The 21,904-nt window shown below is 46.6% G+C and carries 15 protein-coding genes; 6 read left to right on the top strand and 9 right to left on the bottom strand.

Translation table 11 applies throughout. The annotated features are described in order from the left end of the window. Window positions 1-264: 264 nt before the first annotated feature. Complete coding sequence (locus tag C8N47_RS09845; protein WP_107822379.1) at window positions 265-3,075, bottom strand: M16 family metallopeptidase; 2,811 nt, start codon at window positions 3,073-3,075, stop codon at window positions 265-267. Window positions 3,076-3,346: 271 nt separating this feature from the next. On the opposite strand from C8N47_RS09845, the gene speA reads away from it, so the two are divergent. Together speA and C8N47_RS09835 are read left to right on the top strand one after the other, a co-directional pair. Further along, window positions 3,347-5,239, top strand: a complete 1,893-nt coding sequence (gene speA / locus C8N47_RS09840) for a biosynthetic arginine decarboxylase (RefSeq protein WP_107822378.1) — start codon at window positions 3,347-3,349, stop codon at window positions 5,237-5,239. 412 nt (window positions 5,240-5,651) lie between these two features. Beyond that, window positions 5,652-7,172: a bifunctional GNAT family N-acetyltransferase/carbon-nitrogen hydrolase family protein gene (locus C8N47_RS09835; RefSeq protein ID WP_211316093.1), complete on the top strand. Its 1,521-nt coding sequence runs from the start codon at window positions 5,652-5,654 to the stop codon at window positions 7,170-7,172. An 87-nt stretch (window positions 7,173-7,259) separates the two neighbouring features. Here C8N47_RS09835 and C8N47_RS09830 read toward each other — a convergent pair whose 3' ends face one another. From C8N47_RS09830 to C8N47_RS09805, 6 genes are all read right to left on the bottom strand, one after another. Continuing rightward, window positions 7,260-7,772, bottom strand: coding sequence for an NAD(P)H-dependent oxidoreductase (locus tag C8N47_RS09830; protein WP_107822376.1), 513 nt, complete (start codon window positions 7,770-7,772; stop codon window positions 7,260-7,262). 82 nt (window positions 7,773-7,854) lie between these two features. Beyond that, a complete protein-coding gene (locus C8N47_RS09825) occupies window positions 7,855-8,733 on the bottom strand; it encodes a helix-turn-helix domain-containing protein (RefSeq protein WP_107822375.1) in 879 nt (292 codons plus the stop codon). Window positions 8,734-8,882: 149 nt separating this feature from the next. After that, window positions 8,883-9,794, bottom strand: a complete 912-nt coding sequence (gene cysK, locus C8N47_RS09820) for a cysteine synthase A (protein WP_107822374.1) — start codon at window positions 9,792-9,794, stop codon at window positions 8,883-8,885. A gap of 240 nt (window positions 9,795-10,034) precedes the next feature. Beyond that, a complete protein-coding gene (locus tag C8N47_RS09815) occupies window positions 10,035-11,381 on the bottom strand; it encodes an ABC transporter permease (protein WP_107822373.1) in 1,347 nt (448 codons plus the stop codon). Window positions 11,382-11,384: 3 nt separating this feature from the next. Continuing rightward, window positions 11,385-12,311: an ABC transporter ATP-binding protein gene (locus C8N47_RS09810; protein ID WP_107822372.1), complete on the bottom strand. Its 927-nt coding sequence runs from the start codon at window positions 12,309-12,311 to the stop codon at window positions 11,385-11,387. A 145-nt stretch (window positions 12,312-12,456) separates the two neighbouring features. Continuing rightward, on the bottom strand, window positions 12,457-13,026 hold the full coding sequence (locus tag C8N47_RS09805) for a DUF502 domain-containing protein (RefSeq protein WP_107822371.1): 570 nt from the start codon (window positions 13,024-13,026) through the stop codon (window positions 12,457-12,459). Window positions 13,027-13,269: 243 nt separating this feature from the next. On the opposite strand from C8N47_RS09805, the gene C8N47_RS09800 reads away from it, so the two are divergent. Beyond that, window positions 13,270-14,055 (top strand): DUF3825 domain-containing protein, encoded by a 786-nt coding sequence (locus tag C8N47_RS09800; protein ID WP_211316092.1) that lies wholly within the window; start codon window positions 13,270-13,272, stop codon window positions 14,053-14,055. A 656-nt stretch (window positions 14,056-14,711) separates the two neighbouring features. Here the strand turns inward: C8N47_RS09800 and carB are convergent. Together carB and carA are read right to left on the bottom strand one after the other, a co-directional pair. Further along, window positions 14,712-17,951, bottom strand: a complete 3,240-nt coding sequence (carB, locus tag C8N47_RS09795) for a carbamoyl-phosphate synthase (glutamine-hydrolyzing) large subunit (protein WP_107822369.1) — start codon at window positions 17,949-17,951, stop codon at window positions 14,712-14,714. Between the two features lie 43 nt (window positions 17,952-17,994). Continuing rightward, window positions 17,995-19,080 (bottom strand): glutamine-hydrolyzing carbamoyl-phosphate synthase small subunit, encoded by a 1,086-nt coding sequence (carA, locus tag C8N47_RS09790; RefSeq protein ID WP_107822368.1) that lies wholly within the window; start codon window positions 19,078-19,080, stop codon window positions 17,995-17,997. Between the two features lie 255 nt (window positions 19,081-19,335). On the opposite strand from carA, the gene C8N47_RS09785 reads away from it, so the two are divergent. From C8N47_RS09785 to argG, 3 genes are all read left to right on the top strand, one after another. Then, the gene (locus tag C8N47_RS09785; RefSeq protein WP_107822367.1) at window positions 19,336-19,821 is read left to right on the top strand and encodes an arginine repressor; all 486 of its coding nucleotides are present in this window, start codon (window positions 19,336-19,338) and stop codon (window positions 19,819-19,821) included. 4 nt (window positions 19,822-19,825) lie between these two features. Next, entirely contained in the window at window positions 19,826-20,494 is a 669-nt protein-coding gene (locus C8N47_RS09780) for a GNAT family N-acetyltransferase (protein ID WP_107822417.1), read from the top strand. 209 nt (window positions 20,495-20,703) lie between these two features. Then, a complete protein-coding gene (gene argG, locus C8N47_RS09775) occupies window positions 20,704-21,897 on the top strand; it encodes an argininosuccinate synthase (protein ID WP_107822366.1) in 1,194 nt (397 codons plus the stop codon). Window positions 21,898-21,904: the final 7 nt, after the last annotated feature.

Here is a 21,904-nt window from a genome sequence, read left to right as displayed (position 1 = left end):
TGTCGTTGCTGAAGGTGTCCTGCATGCTCAGGCAGCGTACAATAATAACACAATTCGGCAGATTATTAAAGTACGTAAGCCATATCGAACAGCACGACAAGCAATGGCGACTATCGCCAATTCTCGGCAAGAGCCCACGCCCCGCGGCTTGTCAACGCTTATGCCGAGTGGATTCTCCATCCAACAAAAGCCCCCGGCAGCATACAAAAAAGGCTGCCCCTTGTATAAAGGACAGCCTCTTTCCGGAAAATTGGATGCTTCGTTTTAGTTGGCAGCCACCACCTCGGGGCTCATCACCACCTGAACGGTATCGGCTTTGTCGAAAACTTTCTTCGCTGTTTTCACAAGCAGCTCGGGTGTAATTTTCTCAACTAAAGCTTTGTATTGTTCGTCGTTATATATCGGATCATCGGTTTGCAAATAATCAACCAAGTCGGTTAACCAATGCTTATTGGTTTTAACGCTTTCTTCGCGTCGGTTTAAAACCGAAGCCTTCACTTCGTTAAAATCCTCCATATCGATGGTGCCGTTTTTCAGCAGGTCAATCTGCTCGTAAACAACCTCCAGCAGGCGGTTCAGCTTTTCGGGGTCGGTATCGAAACTGATTACCACGCGATAACGATCGTCGGGGATGGTCGAGAAGCTGGCTCCTACACCAACGCCATAACTGCCACCCTCCTGCTCACGAATGGTATCGAGGTATTTTTTCGACAACAACTGGCCAAGGAAATACATGCTCAGCTTACTGGTTTCCTGATTTTTCATGTCGCCCGAAAGGTTCAGGTAAACACTGGTCTTAGGCGTATCCATCGCACGCACAACGGTGCGTTCAGTTTTGCCTTTTGCCGGAACCATCCGGTGATCGACAAATTGTTCTGTTTTACCGGTTCCCGGGATGTTCCCGATGTAAGTTTGAATTTGAGACAACATCTCCTCGCTCACATTGCCCACAAACACAAAGCAGAAATCGCTCGCATTGCTGATCCGTTCCTGATAAACCTGCTTGGCTTTATCCAGACTAACAGCATCGAGGAATTGCTGATTCAGCACCTGTGCACGGGGGCTGTAGTTGTTAACAACCCGGGTAATGGTGTCGCGCATGGCCTTCTTGTTATCGGCCGAGGCATTGGCCAGGTATGCCGAATACTGATCGACGATCTTTTTATAGGAGTTTTCGTCGAAACGCGGAGCCGTAAAATACAGGTAAGTTAACTGCAACAAAGTACCAAAGTCGCGAATATTGCTCGATCCGCTAAAGCCTTCCGTGTTTTCACCAATGAAAGGAGTGATGCTCACAATCTGGCCGGTCAGCTTTTTAGCCAGGTCGGTGGCTTTAAAGGCTCCCAAGCCCGAATTTTCAACCACACTTACCGAGAAATCGGCCGAGGCCAGTTCGTCTTCGGGCAATAATGAAGTACCTCCGAAAGAATAAGCGGAGAACAAGATCTCGTCCTTGGCCAAATCGGTCGGATAAATAATAACCCGGGCGCCGTTGGCCAGCACATAACCTTTAGCCTCGTCAACACCGGGGATCGCGAAGGTTTCTTTCACATCGGCCGGTGTCAATTGATCGGGCACCAGCGGTGTATCGTTTGTTTCTTCCTGATAAGCCTCAAGATCGGCAGCTTCAACATCGGCCATCACCGACTCAATGTCGGCCAGCTCCGGATATTCAACACCTTCCGTTTCGGGACCAGTCACGGTAATATTCACATTCTTGTTGTTTTGGAATTGCGCCACCGCTTTATTCACATCCTGCAAGCTAATACCGGCCAGCACCGACTTTTGCATTTCCAGCCCTCCCTTGGGCGTCAAAAACGGATCAGCTTCGAGAAAATAGTTATAAAGCTGCTGTGCCCAGGCATCGTTCTGAATTTTATCTTGATTAGCAACCATATTTTCATATTGGCTGATAATATTCTGCTTGGCACGGTCCAATTCAGCTTGCGTGAAACCAAACTTCCGGGCACGTACCCATTCGGTATAAGCCTCGCGGTATGCTTCCAGACTTTGTCCGGGCTTTGGAACAGCGAACAAGGTAAAGTTCTGCTGCAATCTGGAGGCGGAATACATGCCGGCCTGAGCAGCCAGCAAAGCGGTTTCATTATTTTGAATGAACTCTTCGAAACGCTTATTCTGCATGGTAAACACCAGCGAGCTCATGGCATCTTCGCGCATGTAGTTTTCATCCTTCACCAAGGGCTTATCCGACATTTCCTTGTAAAATATACGGGTGTACTTTTCTTCTTTGTCGGTTGCCAGGCAGAAATAAGTTTCATCGTGATCAGGAATGCGTTCAAAGCCGCGTTCAGCACGCTGTGCAGCCAATGGAATTTCAGAGAAGATGGCTTTAATCTTGCTTTCAATTTCCTGTGGATTAATATCCCCCACAACAATCACCGCCTGCAAATCGGGGCGATACCATTTGTGGTAGTAGTCGCGTAGAACCTGGTATTCAAAATTATTCACAATATTGATATCACCAATGGGCATACGGTCGGCATATTTCGAACCTTTAAACTGCCATTGCGACGTTTGCTCGTAAATACGCAGCGAAGCATTCCGGCGTGTACGCCACTCCTCGCGAATCACGCCCCGTTCGGCATCAATCTCGTCGTCCTGAAGCAGCAAGCTCCCCGACCAGTCGTGCAACACATACAAACAGGAGTCAATCAGCCAGTCTTCGCCTACCGGAACATTGCTGATATTGTAAACAGTCTCGTCGTATCCGGTGTAAGCGTTGATGTCGGCACCAAACCGAACACCTTGCTTTTCCAGCATTTTCAAAAAGCCTTTGCCGGCAAAATGTTCGGTACCATTAAACGCCATGTGCTCCAAAAAGTGCGCTAAGCCTTTCTGATCGTCATTTTCGAGAATGGATCCGACATTTTGCGGAAAATAAAAACTAACCCGCTCTTTGGGGAACTCGTTATGCATGATGTAGTAGTGCATTTTATTGGGCAACACACCACTTACGACACGATCATCCAAGGGGATTGTTGTACTCATCTGAGCCTGTGCAACTCCACTTAGTGCAACAAAAAGGGCAATCAAATTTACCAGTTTCAGTTTCATTGTTGTGATATTTTCGAACGACTAAGCCTAAGCGTTCTATTGAAATTAATTTTTACTTCATGCTATCTGTCAGCACAATCATACATTCATTACAACACGGATTCAAAAAAAATGTTAAACATCAGTTTTGCGCCATCAAATTTTCAAGGAATCAATTTCGATAAATTCTATGATTTTCCTTAAATTCAAAGCTTTGAGCTGCAAGATAGTTTGCTAAAAAAAAATATCTTTGGCACGCTTTAAAATTAACCCTTATTGACAAGTTAGTAGAATGAGAAAATGGCGCATTGAGGATACCGAAGAGCTTTACAACATCAATGGTTGGGGCATTAACTATTTCTCGGTAAACGACAACGGCAACGTAGTGGTAACACCTCAAAAAGGTGGACCTCAAGTAGATCTGAAAGAACTGGTAGAAGAGTTGCAAATTCGCGATGTAGCAACACCGGTTTTGGTCCGCTTCCCCGATATTTTAAACAGCCGGATTGAAAAGATGACCAGCTGTTTCAAAATCGCAGCCAAGGAGTATGATTACCAGGCTAACAGCTACCTGATTTACCCGATCAAGGTGAACCAAATGCGCCCTGTTGTTGAAGAAATTGTCAGTCATGGCCAAAAATTCAACATCGGTCTGGAAGCCGGATCAAAACCCGAGCTGCATGCAGTTATTGCAATTAACACCGATTCGGACTCGCTGATTATTTGTAATGGCTACAAGGACGAAGACTATGTAGAGCTGGCTTTGCTGGCCCAGAAAATGGGACGACGCATTTTTATTGTTGTTGAAAAGCTCAACGAACTGAAACTGATTGCCCGCGTAGCCAAACGACTGAAAATAAAGCCCAACCTGGGTATTCGCGTAAAACTGGCCAGCAGCGGCAGTGGCAAGTGGGAAAGCTCGGGTGGCGATGGCAGTAAATTTGGATTAACGTCGAGCGAGATTCTGGAAGCGCTGGACTTTTTGGAGCGCAACAATCTGAAAGAATGCATGAAACTGGTACACTTCCACATTGGTAGCCAGGTCAATAAAATTCGCCGCATTAAGATTGCCTTGCGCGAAGCATCGCAGTTTTACGTACAGCTTGCCAAACTGGGCTTCAATGTTGAATTTGTGGATATTGGCGGCGGACTGGGAGTGGACTACGACGGCACCCGCTCGGCCAACCGCGAAAGCAGCGTAAACTACAGCATCCAGGAATACGTGAACGACGCCATCTCGGCTGTGGTTGATGCTGCCAACAAAAACGGCATTCCCCACCCCAACATTATTACCGAATCGGGGCGCTCGCTGACGGCTCATCATTCGGTGCTGATTTTCGAAGTGCTCGAGTCGGCCTCGCTGCCCAGTTGGGACGAGGAACTGGATCTGCACGAAACCGACCACGATCTGGTAAAGGAACTCTACGACATTTGGGACAACCTGAACCAACCACGGATGCTGGAAGCATGGCACGACTCGCAACAAATCCGCGAAGAAGCACTGGATCGTTTCTCGCTGGGCTTGCTGGATCTGAAAACACGCGCCCAGATCGAACGTTTATTCTGGTCAATTGCCCGCGACATCGACAAAATGGTGAGCAAAATGCGCCACTATCCCGAAGAGCTGGGATCGCTGTCGAAACTATTGTCGGATAAATATTTTTGCAATTTCTCGTTGTTTCAGTCGCTACCCGACAGCTGGGCCATCGATCAGTTGTTCCCGATCATGCCCATCCATCGGCTGGATGAAAAACCGGATCGCTCGGCCACCCTTCAGGACATTACCTGCGACTCAGACGGGAAGATCGACAACTTCATCTCGACCCGAAATATTTCATACAACCTGCCGGTGCACTCGCTGAAAGCCCGCGAATCGTATTATATTGGTGTATTCCTGGTTGGAGCCTACCAGGAAATTCTGGGCGACCTGCACAACCTGTTTGGCGATACCAACGCCGTTCACGTTTCGGTGAACGATGAAGGGTACCACATCGATCAGGTGATTGACGGGGAAACCGTAGCCGAAGTGCTGGACTATGTGCAGTACAATCCCAAAAAGATGGTTCGTGCCGTCGAAACCTGGGTGACCAAGTCGGTGAAAGCCGGAAAAATCACAGCCGAAGAAGGCAAAGAGTTCCTGGCCAACTACCGATCGGGCCTCTACGGGTATACCTATTTAGAGTAAGATCATCCAATTTACAGATACCACAAGCCATCCCTCACCGGATGGCTTTTTCTTTCTGAAAGTCTACCACGCAAACACACTAAGGGCAATGTCAATAACTGGTTTTGATTAGAGGTGGAGCGACAACCCGAGAACTTTTGACAACAACGACAACAGCATCGTCGAAAAATAGTAAACTTTCATCCCTGTTCGAGATTCCCCGGAATCATCTGTGCTTTTTGTATTTCCACCTCCCGGTAAGTACATCAAAACAACAAAAAGCTTAGAAACAACGCACATTCTCCCCTTCCGGCAGATCACCAATCAACAGGATACATACCGCACAATATCTTGGTCCCGATGAACAATTTCAACCAACAAAGTATTATCTTCACTGGGAGCGGATTAATTCAACTAAAACACCCGAAATATTATGGAAGAAATTGAAAACATTGAACTTGTTTACTTAACCATGGACGATTATGAGGAGCTTAAACAAGCCATGATCGAAGCGTACCACAAAATGCAGGAATCGTATTGGGAGAAAACCCATATTGATACCCTGATTTCAAAATTTCCGGAAGGCCAGATTGCCATTAAGGTAAACGGGCAATTCGCCGGGGCAGCTTTATCCATCATCCTGGACTACAACAAATTTGAAAACGGCCATACTTACCGGCAAATCACCGGAAACCATACCTTTAAAACACACGATCCCAACGGCGACATGCTTTACGGGATCGACATCTTCATTCGTCCCAAATACCGCGGTTTGCGCTTGGGCCGACGACTGTACGACTACCGCAAAGAACTGTGCGAGCGCCTGAACCTGCGCGGTATTGCTTTCGGCGGACGAATACCCAATTACCACAAGTACGCCAGCGAGATGACGCCCAAACAATACATCGAAAAGGTTCGGCGAAAAGAAATTCACGATCCGGTACTGGACTTCCAGATTTCGAACGATTTTCACCCGGCACGAATTTTAAAGAACTACCTGATTGGCGACAAAGAATCGAACGATTACGCCGTACTGCTGGAATGGGACAACATCTACTACGAAAAGCCTAGTGTGACGGCCACAACCGTGAAAAAAGTCGTCCGCCTGGGCTTGGTACAATGGCAAATGCGCCTCTATAAAAATGTGGAAGAGTTAATGCAGCAGGCCGAGTATTTTGTGGATGCCGTGTCGGGCTACCGCTCCGACTTTGCCCTGTTCCCCGAATTTTTTAATGCTCCGCTGATGGCCGAGAACAACCATCTGGGCGAGGCCGATGCCATTCGGGAGCTGGCCTCCTACACCGAGTCGCTGGTACAACGCTTTGCCGAGCTGGCCATTTCGTACAATATCAACATTATTACCGGCAGCATGCCCGAGCTGGTCGACGGCAAACTGTACAACGTGGGCTACCTGTGTAAACGCGACGGCGGCATCGACCGCTTTGAAAAACTGCACGTCACCCCCGACGAAGAGAAAGTGTGGGGCTTACAGGGAGGCTCGCAACTGAAAACCTTCGATACGGATTGTGGCAAAATAGGCATCTTAATTTGTTACGATGTTGAATTTCCGGAACTCAGCCGCCTGCTAGCCCTCGAAGGCATGGATATTTTGTTTGTCCCCTACCTCACCGACACACAAAACGGCTTCTCCCGGGTTCGCCATTGTGCGCAGTCGCGGGCCATCGAGAACGAATGCTACGTGGCCATTACCGGTAGTGTGGGCAACCTGCCCAAAGTTCACAATATGGATATTCAATACGGGCAATCCATGGTATTTACGCCCTGCGACTTCTCCTTCCCGGCAGCCGGAATCAAAGCTGAGGCAACGCCAAACACCGAGATGATTCTGATTGCCGATGTGGATATTGACATGCTTCGCGAGCTGAACCAATTTGGAGCTGTTCGGAACCTGCGCGATCGCCGAACCGACCTCTACGAATTAAAAGTGAAATAAATTCAACATGAAATAATACAACAAGAAGGCTCGTTCACAAGTTATTTTGAACGAGCCTTCTTTTGTCTATTACCTTGCTATAGCGTCTTAACCCAGAATCTGGTTTGCATATTCCCTGGCGTTTGAAACCACCGCATCTTCAGCTGGCTGAGTGCTTGCACCATAGAAGACATGACTGGGAAGTACTTCACAGCCACAATAGTGGAAAGTTACCGACATTGGTTTCAATAAATCATCCAGCGTAATCCGGCTTTCGTAAGTATCCTTCGTTCCTCCGGTTGACACCGCGAAACGAATCTTTTTACCTTTCATTTTATCGCCCCCCGGACCAAAAGCCCAACCGTAAGTAAACACCTCGTCCAGGTACTTTTTCAAAGCAAAAGGCACATTAAACCAATGCAGAGGAAATTGAAAAACAATCTCATCGTATTTTGAAAGCAGAGCCTGCTCGGCTGCAACATCAAAGTTTAAATCGGGATATTTTTCGTACAACGAATGAATTTCCAGGGCATCGGGATGATTGGCTAACTCGGCTAGCCAAATACGGTTGATCAGCGAATCCTTTAATGATGGATGAGCTACAATAACTAATTTCGACATGATTTTCCTCGTGTTTAAATGTTTTACTGTCAAAAATAGATAGAAGACTTTTTTATCTGTTATCAATTTGCACCGATGCTTATCAAACGGAATATTTCTCGCGATACTCGGCAGGCGTTAGTCCGACATACCTTTTAAAGAAGCGCGAAAAATTCGGAGGTGCCGAAAAATTAAACTTATAGCTGATTTCGGCAATGGTGAGTTTCGAAGACAGCAATTCGCTTTTACAAACCTGCAGCAAGCTATTTCTGATCACAACATTGGCATTCTCCCCGTAAAAACGCAAGCAAAGCGCATTCAGCTGATTGCGGTTAATATCCATCATTTCTGCATAATCCTGCACGGTTTGCTTGTGCTGAATATGCTGTTTAAGCAAGGTCTTCAGCCGGATGATTTCCGTATTCTCGTAGCAGCGGTCCGAAAGCCGGTAATGTTCGCCATACAACCGATTTAAGTGCAGCAAAAGCTGGTACCAGTAGGCCTGTACAAAAAACAACCGGTCGAGATTGCTTTTTCCGAGCTCGCTGCGAATCGAGGCATATAGCTCACTAATCCTGGCTAGATGCTCCTTGCTCAAAGGCAACACCGGCGACTGTTGTTTATAACTAAAAAAGTGAAGCCGATGCAAAAAAGCCGTATCTTTAAGAAAACCATCAACAAAGTCCTCAACAAAAAACAAAACATAGGAATCGGCACTCTGATCAACCTGCCAGCTGCGCACTGTAAAGGGAGGAAGCATGATTGCCGTAGGGCCACTCAGCTCTATGGGCTCGCCATCCGCCCACAGCTTCCCCTCAACTTGGGGAAACCAAAAAAGCTCGTAAAAAGAAGTCGTATGCGGGTCTTTCAAACCATTACTATAGCCGGCAATGGCTTCAAACGGAAGGCAATCCACCAATTGTTGATCGCCGTTTTTAGCTTTTGAAAAATGAAAGGTGAGCATATCCCTCGTGCACATCATGGTATTTCAGCCCAAAAATAAGCAACTTATTTAACTTCGGGGAAAGACAGAGGCCACAGCTTATTAAAAGTGTGGCCTCATCTCTCATCATTATCAATCATTCTAAAAGAAACAAAAAATTGTCATGGCTATTTGTATCTTTTCTTCGATTAAAACAAGCCGTCAACCGAGAGGTAGCGTTCGCCGGTGTCGTAGCTAAAGGTTACAATGCGCGAACCTTTGGGGAGCTCGGGTAATTTTTTGGCAATCGCTGCCAGTGAGGCTCCCGACGAAATACCAACAAACAAACCTTCCTCCTTGGCAGCGCGCTTGGCATATTCAAAAGCTTCCTCCTTCGACACCTGAATTGTTCCATCCAACAGATCAGTCAGCAGGTTTTGCGGAATAAATCCGGCGCCGATTCCCTGAATGGCGTGTGGCCCGGGAGCACCACCTCCAATAACAGGCGAGGCATCCGGCTCAACAGCAAATGTTTTTACATTCGGAAACTTGGCCTTTACAACATCGCTCACCCCCGAGATATGACCTCCGGTACCCACTCCGGTAATTAAATAGTCGAAGCCATCGGGCAGATCGGCAATAATTTCCTGTGCTGTTTTCTTGCGATGTGCATTGATGTTTGCCACATTATCGAACTGCGACGGGATCCAGGCATTGCTGTTTGCGGCGGCAATCTCTTCAGCCTTGGCAATCGCACCTTTCATGCCTTTTTCCTTAGGCGTAAGCACCAGCTCGGCACCATAGGCTGTTAAGATACGGCGACGCTCAATCGACATCGATTCAGGCATTACCAGAATCAGCTTGTAGCCTTTCACGGCCGCAACCAAAGCCAGCCCAATACCGGTGTTTCCCGATGTTGGCTCAACCAGCAAGCTGTCTTTATTAATCACGCCTTCAGCCTCGGCGGCCTCAACCATCTCCAGGGCAATACGGTCTTTAATGCTCCCCCCTGGATTGGTTTTCTCTACTTTCACATACACTTCATAGTCTGACGGAAACAGACGGTTTAAACGAACGAGCGGCGAATTGCCGATGGTTTCCAAGATGTTGTTAAATTTCATTTGTCTTTGTTTTTATAGCGTTCTTAAAAATAAATTCAAAAAAAAAGCCTTCCCAACGGGAAGGCTCTATATGCATTGTATTGCGAAACAGTCTTAATCAAGTAGACATACACCTTCCCCATTTTGTATTTGCATACAACAGCACATATACATATTGAAGAAGTTTGTCGTCATTTTTTTCTTTTCGTTATCTGGAACAAATCTAAATAAAATATTTTACCAACAAAGTTTTTTACCGAATTAATTTCGATAAAACAGCCATTTTACAATTTCCTTAACACTAACTTTCTTGCCGTACATCAAAATTCCGGTGCGGTAAATCTTCCCGGCCACCCAGATTACCCCAACAATTGAAGCCAGCAAAACAGTCATCGACAGGAGCAGCTCCCAGCCGGGCACTCCAAACGGAACACGCACCATCATGATGATGGGCGAGGTAAACGGAATGATGGAAGCCCAAAAGGCCAGCGCTCCCTCGGGGTTTTTCACCACCGGGAACAAAATGATGATCGAAAAAATTAAGGGCAACATCAGCGGAAACATAAACTGTTGGGCATCTTCATCCTGATCGACGGCCGAGCCGACAGCCCCCATCAGCGAGGCATAAATAAAAAAGCCGCCCAGAAAATAAAAAATAAAGGTGCCGACAATGAGCCACAGGTTCAGATTACCGACCATGTCGATCACTTCGATTGCCATGTTTTGCTGTTGTTCCTGCACCATGGGCGCGGCAGCCATACCCGGCGTGCTCATCAGATCGTGGGTAGCCTGCACGCTTTGCACCCCTTCGCCCCCACCAAAGGTTTGTACGCCCGCAATAACGGCCCCGCCAATAATCACCCAAAAGGCCAGCTGCGTGAGGCCGACCAGGCCAATGCCAATAATTTTCCCAAACATGAGCTGCATGGGCTTTACCGATGAAATGATGACCTCGACAATCCGGTTTGTTTTTTCCTCCATCACGCCACGCATCACCATCATGCCGTACATCATCACAAACATATAAATAACAAAGCCGGCGATATAACCCACGCCCATGGCAATCTCGGTCGAGCTTTTCACCGTTTCGCCTTGCTCGCCCACCTTAATGGTTTCGAGCTGAATGTTGGTATGCGTAGCCGCCAGCTTTTGCTCCAGATCGGGAATGCCGATTTGGTCGATCACCGTTTGCTTTTTGTCGCCTTCCAGGATCTGTTCCAACCGACGGTCGATCCCGTTTTTCACATCGATGGTCACTTGCTTGTCGGAAAACAGCTGAGCGCGGTTGGCGCTTAAAATATTGGGAGGAATAAACAACAGCGCGTAAAAAGGGCTGCTTTTCAAATCCTCTTTCACCCGCAGATATTCTTCGCGGGGTATAAAATGAAACCGGGTATAGTCGGAGCTTTCCAGGCGGCCCAGGAAAATGCCGGAGCCATCGTACACGGCAATGGTTCGCTCTTCGTGGTCGTCCTGCATGGCCAGCCAGGCGGGCAAAATAGTCATGGCCGCAAAAATGAAGGGCACCAGCAAAGTCATGATGATGAAGGACTTTTTGCGTACGCGGGTGAGGTATTCGCGTTTTAAAATTAACAGCGCTTTGTTCATGGTTTATTGCTTTTGGTTGGCTTGTTCAACAACTTGAATAAAAACTTCATTCATACTCGGAATCACTTCGCGGAAGGCTGAAACGTCGAGCGTGCCGGTCAGTTTCTGCAATATTTCGCGATTGCTTTCGCCATCCGCCTTTCGGAACTTGGCCAACTGCCGGTTGCCGCGGATATCCGTTTCGAGTAACTCAAATCCATTGGCTGTAAACAAGGGATTCAGCTCACCCAATTCGGGCGTCTCAAGCTCGTATTCACCCAGCTTATACTGCTCCTTGATATCGTAAATATTGCCATCGAGGATTTTCTTCGACTTATTGATCAGGGCAATATGGTCGCAAATTTCTTCCACCGAGCCCATATTATGGGTCGAAAAGATGATGGTTGACCCCTGATCGCGCAACGACAGGATTTCGTCCTTCAACAACTTGGTATTAATGGGGTCGAAACCGCTGAAGGGTTCATCGAAAATCAGCAGTTTAGGCTCGTGAATCACCGTGGTTACAAACTGGATCTTCTGGGCCATCCCCTTCGATAGTTCTTCCACCTTTTTATTCCACCAGGGTTGAATTTCGAACTTCTCGAACCACTTTTTCAGGTTGCGCAGGGCATCGCGCCGCGACATGCCTTTCAACTGCGCCAGGTACAAGGCCTGCTCGCCCACTTTCATCTTTTTGTACAAGCCGCGCTCCTCGGGCAGGTAGCCGATATGCTGAATATCGGAGGCTTTCAGCTTACGCCCCATCAGGTACACTTCGCCCGAATCGGGGGCGGTAATCTGGTTGATAATCCGGATCAAGGTTGTTTTGCCGGCTCCGTTGGGACCCAGCAGTCCAAATACCGACTGCTCGCGAACCGAGAGGCTAACCCGATCGAGCGCCCGGTGTCCGGCATAGTCTTTAACAACATCCTCCGCTTTAAAAAATTCCATAACGATAAGATTGAATTTCTGTTAGTCGAATTTGCGAGTTATTTATGATTAGCTCAAAGTTACGAAAAGGCCGTGGCACCGCCCAAGGCAATCGGCAAACCGCCGAAAAAAACAGACCAGGACTCCGGCCATACGGACTTTCGGCCTAATTGACGCGGGTAACGCCGCCCGACACCACAAACTTCATGGCCTCGGCCGGTGGCATATCCAGCTTTTTCACCGCCGACGCTTCAACCATATACAATTGTCCGGAAAAGGCGTACGAATGCGGGAAATACACCGCCACCATCCCGGGCATATCGAGTTCGTCGAGGTTTGGTTGCGTCAGAAAGCCCATCCGCCACTGGTTATTTTCTTTATTGAGACACACCATCACCGGAGTATTAAATTTCTTCTCTTTCCCCACAAATGCCGTAAACAGGTCGACCAGCGAACCGTAGATCAGCTTCAACAAAGGAGTGCGTCTGAGAATCCCCTCCCATAGCTTTTTGACCGGGTTAAGAACAATATATTGCCCGACGAAACCCAATAAGGTTAACAGCAGAAACAAAATGAGGATACCAACACCGGGAACAATGTGCCCCAGCCACGATTCCAACAACCGTCGCAGGAATCCATCGATCAGATCAAAAGCAAACCAGATAAAGTAAATGGTCAATGCTATTGGGGCGACCAGAAGCAGGCCCTGCATGAAATAGGTAACAAATCTTTTCATCGAACTTGTTTTTAGGATGAGATTTAATATGAGTAAAAATGAGCAGACATTATAAAAACTGAACCAATTTTATTGCAAAAATTAAGTATCTGCTTTATATTTGCAACATATATTGAGACATAAAGATGCCTGCAGGTCTATCTGCAGAAACGAAGATAAAAACAAAAAAACAGATAAAGAGCTATCCAGAATTGCTGATAGCTCTTATTTTTTTATCTATACTTCATTTTTAAATAAATCAATATGGCATACAAATCAGAACTATTTTCTTTCGCAGTTTATCCGAGTTATAATAATGCGATTAAATTTTTAGCAGAAGATTTAGCCTCAACTGAAGAATGGGATTATTCAGACGCTCACGAAAAAAAATACCCAATCTTAAAAAACTACTTAGAATTTACCTTCCGAAAATTAAAACAAGAAAATAAAGTAGCCTTCACCTCCGACAACAAATTTGCGTGCTTTAATACGGGCCTTGTAACCGACAATTTAGAAGATATTTATGCATTTTTTGAAGAATATCGAAATCCAAGACCTGGCTCAACAGTTCCATTTTGTTTTAAAGCATTCTTGAAAGAAAGTGATAATAATATTCTTCGAAATTTCTCAGGTAATATTCCGGATGTTGCTAATTTTTTTGAAAAACCTGAGCTTTTAATCTTCAATCCAAAGTGCAGACTTATCCCCGACATTGACCATATTATTCAAGATAATATCGGAAGATTTCCTACACATTTAAGAGGAGCAGATGATGGTGAATTAAGGCGACAACTTGTGGGTGCAATTGACGAAATAAAGAAAAAAGTGCGAACAAATTATAAAATTGCTGTTCCGCAGTATTACGACGGAAAAATTCAATTACTACTACCTCTCTGTTTAACTGCCGGTTCTCCGAATCCTGATTTAGCGCTCGTCGTTCATAAACTTAATGAGGATACCTATACCGCAAGAACTTGTTTGACCTTAAAGATGGCCTATAATAATGCGCGATTGATTGTAAAACCTCAAAGCAACTGGCTAAAACCTTAACGAACAGCCATAAATAGACACTCAGAACGTGTGTTAATTTTGCGTATTCTGGCTTAAGCATATTTATCGTAAAAACAACTGGTCTCATTTAACCGGATACTGCTTAAACAAGCACTTACCACCCCGACATCAAGCTAGCGGAAACAACAAGCGGTATGCTTGACCTTCGCTCCGGGCACTGCGCCATTCATCAAAATCGAAATTGATTAAAAGTATTTCATCGTTCATCAATTTACAATCAGCTTCATGATTAAAATTTCGTTTTCTTATAAATTACAATCAATAACAGCTCTAATCACTATCATTACTCTTCTAATCCGATTGCGATTATAATATTTTCGATTAGAAGCAGTCCCAAATTGAATGACAAAAGCCATTGCTGAAAAATGAAAACCCGTCCGATAGGACAAGGTTCCTTTTTGATCAAAAGTGCAAACAGAAAAAGCAGTCGGGTTTGGAACAACGCCCATCAACACCAATTTGCTACAAATGAGTCGTGCCTTTTGGTTGCAGCTGAATCGCCATTCAAAGCATCTCCGATGCGGTTTGGACTCGCTGCCGACCGCAGGCAGGCGTGTCAGCCAAAGCGACTTTAAATCGAAAAAAAGGCCTTCCCTTGCGGAAAGACCTTCTTCACTTTATTTGTTTGGCTTGAATTACGCTTTGTATTCGTCCCAATGTTTGATGGCGATATCATCCATTTTGTATTTGCATACGGCATAGATGAAGGCACTTGCCACACGGGCATTGGTGATCAACGGCACATTATAGTCGATGGCGCTACGGCGGATTTTGTACCCGTTGCTCAACTCGCGTTTCGAGTAGTTTTTCGGGATATTCACCACCAGGTCAATCTTTTTATCGCGCATGTACTCCACCGTGTTCGGATGCAAATCTTCCTCGTCCGGCCAGTGCAGCATGGTTGATTCCACCTGATTTTCGCGCAGGAAGCGGTGTGTACCTTCTGTTGCATAGATGTTGAATCCACGTTCCTGCAACAAGCGGGCGCTGTTCAGCAATTCCAGTTTCGAGCGTGCCGGTCCCGACGAGATCAGCACATTTTGCTTCGGAATGCGGTAGCCTACCGACAACATCGACTTCAGAATAGCTTCGTAGAAGTTCTCGCCGATACAGGCAACCTCACCGGTCGACGACATGTCAACGCCCAATACCGGGTCGGCATTCAGCAAACGGTGGAAAGAAAACTGCGGTGCTTTAACGCCCACGTAATCCAACTCGAACAACGACTTGTCAGGCTTTTCGTAGGGTACACCCATCATCACTTTGGTCGCAATTTCAATCATATTGATCTTCATCACCTTCGACACAAAGGGGAAGCTTCGCGATGCCCGCAGGTTACACTCAATAACTTTGATGTCGTTGTCCTTAGCCAGGAACTGCATATTGAAGGGCCCTGAAATTTCCAAAGCTTTGGCAATCTCGCGCGAAATTTTCTTGATCCGGCGGATGGTTTCAACATACAATTTTTGCGGCGGGAATACGATCGTTGCGTCACCCGAGTGCACCCCGGCAAACTCAACGTGCTCAGAGATGGCATAAGCCACCATTTCGCCTTTATCGGCTACGGCATCAATTTCAATTTCCTTGGCTTGTTCAATGAACTCGGTCACCACCACCGGGTGTTCCTTCGATACATCGGCTGCCATTTGCAGGAAGTGCTCCAGCTGGTCGGGGTTCGACACCACGTTCATCGCGGCTCCCGAGAGCACATACGACGGGCGGATGAGCACCGGATAACCAACCGTTTCAATAAATTTATAGATATCGTCGATGCTGGTCAGCTCACTCCAACGCGGCTGGTCAACATGAATTTCGTCCAACAGGGCGCTGAATTTCTTGCGGTCTTCAGCGTTGTCAATCTTCAAGGCCGATGTTCCCAAAATAGGGACATTCTGTTTGTACAGTTTCATGGCCAGGTTGTTCGGAATCTGTCCGCCCACCGAAACAATCACCCCTTTGGGATTCTCCATTTCCTGGATGTCCATCACCCGCTCGAAAGTCAACTCGTCGAAATACAGGCGGTCGCAAGTATCGTAGTCGGTACTTACCGTTTCGGGGTTGTAGTTAATCATGATGGCGCGGTAACCTTCCTCGCGGATGGTGTTAATCGCGTTCACCGAACACCAGTCGAACTCAACCGAGCTACCAATGCGGTAGGCACCCGATCCTAATACAATCACCGACTTATCGTCGTTTTTAAATTCGATATCGTGTTCCGAACCATGATAAGTGAGGTACAGATAATTGGTTTGTGCCGGATATTCACCTGCCAGGGTGTCGATTTGCTTCACAAAGGGCACAATATTGCGGGCTTTCCGGTGAGCGCGAACCTTCAGCAAACCATCGTTGATTTCCTTGTTCGGGCATTCCATCACCAGGCGGGCAACCTGGAAGTCGGAGAAACCAGCTTTTTTAGCTTCCAGCAACAAGGTATCGTCCACCTCTTCAATCGTTGATTTTTCGCTCAACGCATTCTTCAGCTCATCGATATTTTGAAGCTTTTGCAGGAACCAGCGGTCAATTTTTGTTTTCTCGTGGATTTGCTCAACCGTATAACCTTTCGCGAAAGCTGCCGCAATAGCGAAAATACGACGGTCGGTCGGGTTGATCAGTTCTTCATCAATCTCGTCGATGGTGATTTCGTCCTTATTGCCGACAAAGCCGTGCATACCCACACCAACCATGCGGATTCCTTTCTGAATAGCTTCCTCGAAACTGCGGCCGATGGACATGATCTCGCCCACCGATTTCATGGAGCTACCCAGGTTTTTGGATACGCCGCTGAATTTATTTAAGTCCCAACGCGGGATTTTACAAACCACATAGTCCAAAGCCGGCTCGAAACAGGCCGTTGTGACTTTGGTTACCGAGTTTTTCAGCTCGTGCAAGCCATAGCCCAAACCAAGCTTGGCGGCTACAAAGGCCAGCGGATAACCGGTTGCCTTGGAGGCCAGGGCTGATGAACGCGACAGACGGGCATTCACCTCGATCACGCGGTAATCTTCCGAATGCGGATCGAGCGTAAACTGCACGTTACACTCACCGATAACCCCGATGCGGCGAATAATCTTGATGGCAATCTGACGCAGTTTGTGGTATTCCGAGTTCGACAGTGTTTGCGAAGGCGCAACAACAATCGACTCACCGGTGTGAATCCCCAGCGGGTCGAAGTTCTCCATGTTACAAACCGTGATACAGTTGTCGTACTTGTCGCGTACAACCTCGTATTCCACTTCTTTCCAGCCCTTCAGCGACTCTTCGACCAGCACCTGCGGCGAATACGAAAAGGCATTGGCCAGCAGTTTGTCTAGCTCTTTTTCGTTCGAGCAGAAACCACTACCCAAACCTCCTAAAGTGTAGGCTGCACGCACGATAATGGGGAAACCCAGTTTCTCGGCTGCGGCTTTACCTTCGGTCATATTGGTACAGGCAATGCTTCGTGGTGTTTTCACATCGATTTCCTTCAGGATACCGGCAAAAATCTCCCGGTCTTCGGTATCGATAATCGACTGAACCGGCGTACCGACAACCTGAATATTGTATTTCTCCAAAATTCCCTGATGGAACAAATCCACCCCGCAGTTCAGGGCCGTTTGGCCACCGAAAGCCAGCAAAATGCCATCGGGCTTCTCCTTTTTAATAACCTGCTCTACGAAATAAGCAGTAACCGGCAGGAAATAAATTTTATCGGCAATATTTTCAGAAGTCTGAATGGTTGCGATGTTCGGGTTGATCAGGATGGTTTCAACGCCTTCCTCTTTTAATGCTTTCAAGGCTTGCGACCCGGAGTAGTCGAACTCACCGGCTTCACCGATTTTAAGCGCTCCCGACCCCAGAACGATCGCCTTTTTTATACTTGTATTTAAACGTACCATAATTTGAATGTTTATGCTGCTGTTTTGCGTTAAAAAGCTTCGGTTAGCCTTTTTTGAATTTTACAATGTTTTCAATGAACTCGTCGAACAAATATTCCGTGTCAACCGGGCCACTGGCGGCTTCGGGGTGGAATTGCGTAGAGAAGAAAGGTTTCGTTTTGTGGCGGATCCCTTCATTGGTTTCGTCGTTCACATTGACAAACATAGGCTCCCAGTCTTGCGGAAGTGATTCCGGCGCTACAGCATAGCCATGGTTTTGAGAGGTAATAAAGCAGCGATCAGTACCGGCAAGCAAAACCGGTTGGTTGTGGCTACGGTGTCCGAATTTCAACTTATAGGTTTCAGCACCGGCAGCACGGGCGAGCAATTGGTTTCCTAAGCAAATCCCCATGATTGGTTTATCTTGTTGAATTGCTTTTTGAATGTATTCAACCGTCGTACCACATTTGGCCGGGTCGCCCGGTCCGTTCGACAGGAAAATGCCATCGTATTCTTCCTGGGTGAAATCGTAGTCCCATGGCACACGAATCACCGTTGCATTGCGATCCAGCAGGCAACGAATGATGTTGTATTTCACACCACAGTCGACCAATACGACTTTGTGCTCGCCATTGCCGTACACCTCTTTTTTATCGCAGCTGGCAACAGCCACCAGGTTTTCCGCATTCGGGTCTGAAAATTCTACCGGCTCATCGGAGAACTCGATTTTACCCAGCATCGATCCTTTCACGCGCAGGATCTTTGTTAACGCACGGGTATCAATACCATACAAGCCCGGAACTTTCCATTCCTTTAACCATTCACCCAAACTTTTTATGGCATTCCAGTGGCTGTATTCTTTCGAGTAATCCGAAATAATTAAGCCGCTAATGTGCACTTTGTTGGATTCATAAAACTGGTGAATTCCATCTTTCATGCCATCCGACGGTACACCGTAGTTACCGATCAGCGGGAAAGTGGAAACCAAAATTTGGCCCGTATATGAAGGATCTGTTAAACTTTCCGGATAGCCGGTCATTGCGGTGTAAAAAACTACCTCGCCGGCAACCGACCTGTCATATCCGAAAGAAATTCCTTCGAAACGGGTCCCATCTTCTAAAACCAAACTGACTTTTTTTGCCTCTGTCATTTTCTATGATCGCTTATATTGATTAAAAAAAATGCGTCTGTCTACGGAAGTAGTTCAAACGCATTGTGCTTATTTTTCGCTATTAATTGATGTATTCTGTTCACGTCTTTCAGAAATTATTCTGTTGTGTTTTTTGCCCTCGGGGCAGTCTTCTGATTTTTAAATCCGCTACAAAAATAGAAATAATTCCGAAACTAAAATTTGTTTTCTACAAAAAATGCATAATTTTGCATTGTAATTGTATAAAAATACAGAATGAAAAATCGCGTTAGCAGACATTTAGCCATTCGGCAAATCATATCGACCTCTGAAATTCACAGTCAGGACGAATTGCTGAGCAAGCTGGAAGCCTTGGGATATCATTTAACACAGGCCACCCTGTCGCGCGATTTAAAAGCCTTAAAAGTAGCCAAGGTTCCCGCCGGAGACCAAGGCTACATGTATGTAATACCGGAAGGAGTAAACGCCGAGGCCAAAAAAGAAACAGCCGAAGTTAATTTTCTGGCTGATGGCTTTCGGGAGCTAAACTTTTCGGGAAACCTGGCCGTATTGAAAACACGACCAGGGTACGCCAGCAGCATCGCTGCCGTGTTGGACAATGCAGATCCTTACGAGATCATCGGGAGCATCGCCGGAGACGACACCATCATGTTGGTCATGCGCGAAGGGGTAACTGCCCGAGATTTAAAAAATAGTCTGATATTAATTATGCCCAAGTTACAGGACAAGATTGGCAAATAAAGAAATGAGTAAAGCAGAAGGAATTAAAGTTGTTGTTGCCGATGATTCTCACTTAAAATATGTGAGCACCATCAACGACACCATCGATGCCGCCTCGAAAGAGCGAGGTACGGGTATTGCCCGCCGCACCGATGAGTATATCATCTCGAAAATCAGCGAGGGAAAGGCCATCATCGCACTGGCTGGTGAAACATTTGCTGGTTTTTGCTACGTGGAATCGTGGGGTCACAACCGCTTTGTGGCCAACTCGGGGCTCATTGTAGTGAAAGAATACCGCGGGGGCGGCTTAGCCCGGGAAATCAAAAAGAAAGCTTTTGAGTTATCGCGGAAGAAATTCCCCGATGCCAAAATTTTTGGTTTGACCACCGGTCTGGCTGTCATGAAAATAAACCACGAGCTGGGCTATCGTCCGGTGACCTTTTCGGAGCTTACCGACGACGAAAGCTTTTGGAAAGGCTGCCAAAGCTGCGTAAACTACGACATCCTTCAGCGCACCAACCGCAGCAAGTGTTTGTGCACCGGCATGTTGTTCGACCCGGCCTGGGAGAAAGTTGCCAAAGCCAAGGCGGCAAAGCCCAAAAAGATTTCGCTTCTGGAGATGATCGGGAAATTAAAGCCCAAATCAAATAACCAGAGCAAAGAATCAAACTTTAAAGTATTTAAAAGAGTATAACCAAATATAAGTGATGGCACTGTTCGGCAGTCGTTTCAGGATTAATTTTTTTTCATAAATACCTGTGCTTGGACAATATCAGTATCATAGGAATTTTCAGGATTAATTGTTAAGCAGTACGTTCAAGGCAGGTTTCAAGGTTAGTAAAGTTGTAAGTTTTCAGTGAATTGCCGGGTTCGTGTCATCACTTTTTATTAAAACAAACAAAAATGAAAGATAAGGTAGTATTAGCGTACAGTGGTGGGTTAGACACTTCGTTCTGTGCAAAATACTTGTCAGTAGAAAAAGGTTTGGAAGTTTACACCGCTCTTGCAAACACCGGTGGTTTTGGCAAGGAAGAGTTGGAAACAATCGAAAAGAAAGCCTACGAACTGGGCTCGGCCAAACACGTCACGCTGGATGTAACCGACACCTATTACGAGAAATGTATCAAGTACATGGTTTTCGGCAATGTGTTGCGCAATAATACCTACCCGATCTCGGTGAGCTCAGAGCGTGTTTTTCAGGCAATCGCCATCATTGAATACGCCAAGAAAATCGGGGCTAAATATGTAGCTCACGGTAGCACAGGCGCCGGAAACGATCAGGTTCGTTTCGACCTGACCTTCGAAGTACTTGCTCCCGACATCGAAATTCTGACTCCCACCCGCGACCTGACACTTACCCGCCAGCAAGAGATCGACTACCTGAAAGAACATGGCGTTGAAGCCGACTGGACTAAAATGGCCTACTCCATCAACAAAGGCCTGTGGGGAACCAGTATTGGCGGTAAGGAAACACTGACCTCGGACCAAACACTGCCCGAGACTGCCTACCCCTCGCAACTGGAAGAAAAAGAAGAGCGCGAAATCACCCTCGACTTTGTAGAAGGCGAACTGAAAGGGGTTGACGGCAAACGCTATTTCAACACCGTTGAAGCTATTCGCGATTTGGAAGCAATTGCCGGAAAATACGGCATCGGACGCGATATGCACATCGGCGACACCATCATCGGCATTAAAGGTCGTGTTGGCTTCGAAGCTGCTGCCCCCTTGTTGATCATTAAAGCGCACCAGATGCTCGAAAAGCACACCTTAACCAAGTGGCAAATGTACTGGAAAGAACAACTGAGCAACTGGTACGGCATGTTCCTGCACGAGTCGCTTTACCTAGATCCGGTGATGCGCGACATTGAGAAGTTCCTCGAAAACACCCAACAAACGGTTTCCGGAAAGGTAATCGTTAAATTACGCCCCTACCAATTCGTTTTGGTTGGTATCGAGTCGCCTTACGACCTGATGAAATCGGACTTCGGCGAATACGGCGAAATGAATAAAGCCTGGACTTCGCAAGACGTTAAAGGCTTCACCAAAATTCTGGGAACATCCTTAAAAATCTACAATTCAGTCAATAAGAAATTTTAATCCGGAA

This window comes from Mangrovibacterium marinum (genome assembly GCF_003046625.1).
GTDB classification, from domain to species: Bacteria; Bacteroidota; Bacteroidia; order Bacteroidales; family Prolixibacteraceae; genus Mangrovibacterium; species Mangrovibacterium marinum.
The sequence above is the reverse complement of the archived record's forward strand: the minus strand, read 5'-3'. Positions and strand labels throughout refer to the sequence as shown.

What these genes read in the sequence shown, in the direction of transcription:
- C8N47_RS09845 (WP_107822379.1), bottom strand. Translation starts at nt 3,075, where the DNA reads ATGAAACTGAAACTGGTAAATTTGATTGCCCTTTTTGTTGCACTAAGT.
- speA (WP_107822378.1), top strand. Translation starts at nt 3,347, where the DNA reads ATGAGAAAATGGCGCATTGAGGATACCGAAGAGCTTTACAACATCAAT.
- C8N47_RS09835 (WP_211316093.1), top strand. Translation starts at nt 5,652, where the DNA reads ATGGAAGAAATTGAAAACATTGAACTTGTTTACTTAACCATGGACGAT.
- C8N47_RS09830 (WP_107822376.1), bottom strand. Translation starts at nt 7,772, where the DNA reads ATGTCGAAATTAGTTATTGTAGCTCATCCATCATTAAAGGATTCGCTG.
- C8N47_RS09825 (WP_107822375.1), bottom strand. Translation starts at nt 8,733, where the DNA reads ATGATGTGCACGAGGGATATGCTCACCTTTCATTTTTCAAAAGCTAAA.
- cysK (WP_107822374.1), bottom strand. Translation starts at nt 9,794, where the DNA reads ATGAAATTTAACAACATCTTGGAAACCATCGGCAATTCGCCGCTCGTT.
- C8N47_RS09815 (WP_107822373.1), bottom strand. Translation starts at nt 11,381, where the DNA reads ATGAACAAAGCGCTGTTAATTTTAAAACGCGAATACCTCACCCGCGTA.
- C8N47_RS09810 (WP_107822372.1), bottom strand. Translation starts at nt 12,311, where the DNA reads ATGGAATTTTTTAAAGCGGAGGATGTTGTTAAAGACTATGCCGGACAC.
- C8N47_RS09805 (WP_107822371.1), bottom strand. Translation starts at nt 13,026, where the DNA reads ATGAAAAGATTTGTTACCTATTTCATGCAGGGCCTGCTTCTGGTCGCC.
- C8N47_RS09800 (WP_211316092.1), top strand. Translation starts at nt 13,270, where the DNA reads ATGGCATACAAATCAGAACTATTTTCTTTCGCAGTTTATCCGAGTTAT.
- carB (WP_107822369.1), bottom strand. Translation starts at nt 17,951, where the DNA reads ATGGTACGTTTAAATACAAGTATAAAAAAGGCGATCGTTCTGGGGTCG.
- carA (WP_107822368.1), bottom strand. Translation starts at nt 19,080, where the DNA reads ATGACAGAGGCAAAAAAAGTCAGTTTGGTTTTAGAAGATGGGACCCGT.
- C8N47_RS09785 (WP_107822367.1), top strand. Translation starts at nt 19,336, where the DNA reads ATGAAAAATCGCGTTAGCAGACATTTAGCCATTCGGCAAATCATATCG.
- C8N47_RS09780 (WP_107822417.1), top strand. Translation starts at nt 19,826, where the DNA reads ATGAGTAAAGCAGAAGGAATTAAAGTTGTTGTTGCCGATGATTCTCAC.
- argG (WP_107822366.1), top strand. Translation starts at nt 20,704, where the DNA reads ATGAAAGATAAGGTAGTATTAGCGTACAGTGGTGGGTTAGACACTTCG.